The 2,249-nt window shown below is 64.0% G+C and carries 2 protein-coding genes; both read left to right on the top strand.

Annotated elements, in window-relative coordinates; genetic code table 11:
* Positions 1-1,981, top strand: a 1,981-nt coding sequence (locus EB084_24055; protein ID NDD31337.1) for a translation initiation factor IF-2, incomplete at its 5' end; no start/stop codon positions are given.
* On the top strand, positions 1,981-2,249 hold a 269-nt coding region (gene rbfA, locus EB084_24050), incomplete at its 3' end, for a 30S ribosome-binding factor RbfA (protein NDD31336.1). The genes EB084_24055 and rbfA, both read left to right, overlap by 1 nt.

Genomic DNA, 2,249 nt, shown 5'->3' with positions numbered 1-2,249 from the left:
TCCTCCACGTCCGATGCGTGGTCCAGCGGTGCGCCCGACCATCACGCCTGGCGCGCCTCCCCCCATGCAGTCGCCGCACCAGCCTCGCCCCCTTCCCTACGGTCAGCGCCCCGGCGCCTTCGGACGCCAGCAGGGCGGGCGCCCTGGCGGAGGACGCTTCGGTGATCGTCAGCAGCACAAGGGCGGGCGCAAAGGCTACGGCGCGCCTGCCCCCGTGGCGGTGGCCCCCACCGTTGAGCTCAAGGACCTCGAGATTCCCGATCACATCTCCGTCATGGAGCTTGCCGGCAAGCTCGGCATCTCTCCGACCGAGATCATCAAGACGCTCATGAGTCAAGGGCTTCTGGTGACCATCAACCAGACCATCACGTTCGACAAGGCCCAGCAGATCGCCGTGTCGCACGGCTTCAACGCAGTCCTCACCGAGGAGCACGAAGAGGTCACCCAGGAGAGCGAGAAGGAGGAAGACCTCGTCACGCGCCCTCCCGTGGTCACGGTGCTCGGTCACGTCGACCACGGCAAGACCTCGCTGCTCGACGCCATTCGCAACACCAACGTCACGGCAGGCGAGGCGGGCGGCATCACGCAGAGCATCGGTGCCTACTCGGTCGACCACAACGGCCGTTTCATCACCTTCATCGATACGCCGGGTCACGAAGCGTTCACCGCCATGCGTGCCCGTGGCGCGAAGGTCACCGACGTCGCGGTGCTGGTGGTGGCGGCTGACGACGGCATCATGCCGCAGACCATCGAAGCCATCAACCACGCGAAGGCGGCCAAGGTGCCCATCGTGGTGGCGATCAACAAGATCGACAAGCCGAATGCAAATGTCGACCGCGTGAAGCAGCAGCTCACCGAGCACGAGCTCGTGCCAGAAGACTGGGGTGGCACAACCATCTGCCAGCCCATCTCGGCCAAGCAGAAGACCGGCATCGATGATCTCCTCGAGATGATCCTGCTCGTCACCGAGATGGCAGAGCTGAAGGCCAACCCGCTCCGCAAGGCCCAGGGCATCATCATCGAGGCCAAGATCGACAAGGGTCTCGGCCCGGTGGCCACGGTGCTGGTGCAGACCGGCACGCTGAAGGTCAATGACGCGGTGGTCGTCGGCCCGGCCTGGGGCAAGGTCCGCGCCCTGATCAACGACCATCAGAAGCGCATCGGCAAGGTCTCTCCGGGCATGGCGGCCGAGATCATCGGCCTCAACACCGTGCCCGCCTCAGGTGACCTCCTTCAGGTCGTCGATGACGCGAAGATGGCCCAGAACATCGCAGAGCAGCGTGAGCTGCGCGTGCGTGAGAAGGGCAGTGCGTCTGCAATGCCGCGCACCAGCCTCGACGACCTGTTCAACCGGATGCAGGCGGGCGAGGTCAAGGACCTCAACCTCATCGTGAAGGCAGATAACCAGGGCTCGGTCGAGGCGCTCAAGCACTCACTCCTGCGCCTCACCACCGACGAGGTCAAGGTGAATGTGGTTCACGGCGGCGTGGGGACCATCACGGAGTCCGACATCCTTCTGGCGACGGCGTCGAGCGCCATTGTCATCGGGTTCAACGTCCGCCCGGACCCGAATGTCAAGAAGCTGGCCGAACAGGAAGGCGTAGACATTCGCAGCTATCGCGTGATCTACCATCTCATCGAGGACATCCAGGCAGCGCTCAAGGGCATGCTGGCTCCCGAGTTCGAAGAGGTGGCGCTCGGACGCGTCGAGGTGCGCGAGATCTTCACCTTCTCCAAGATCGGCACCATCGCGGGCTGCTACGTCACCGAGGGCAAGGTCATTCGCAACTGCGACGTCCGCGTGCTGCGAGACGGCGTGGTGGCCTTTGAGGGCAAGATCGATTCGCTCAAGCGGTTCAAGGACGACGCGAAGGAAGTTGCCGCAGGATACGAGTGCGGCATCTCCATCGAGCGCTTCCCGAACTTCCAGAAGGGCGACATCATCGAGGCCTACAAGATGGAGGAGAAGGCACGCGACTGATGGGCAGCCATCGCCTCGATCGCGTGCGCAACCTCCTGCGGCAGGTGACCTCGCAGATCATTCCCCAGGTCAAGGACCCTCGTGTGGGCTTCGTCACGGTGACCGATGTCGAAGTCTCGCCCGATCTTCGCCATGCCCGCGTCTACGTGAGTGTCATGGGCGAGGCGCAGGAGCGGGAGGACGCCATCGCGGGCCTGAACAGCGCGCGTGGCTTCATTCGACGCGAGGTCACCAGTCAGATATCGCTGCGCCACATTCCGGATATGAG

Source organism: Pseudomonadota bacterium, assembly GCA_010028905.1.
Taxonomy (GTDB): Bacteria; Vulcanimicrobiota; Xenobia; order RGZZ01; family RGZZ01; genus RGZZ01.
Note: the sequence above shows the minus strand (reverse complement) of the source record. Positions and strands in the feature narration are given on the sequence as shown.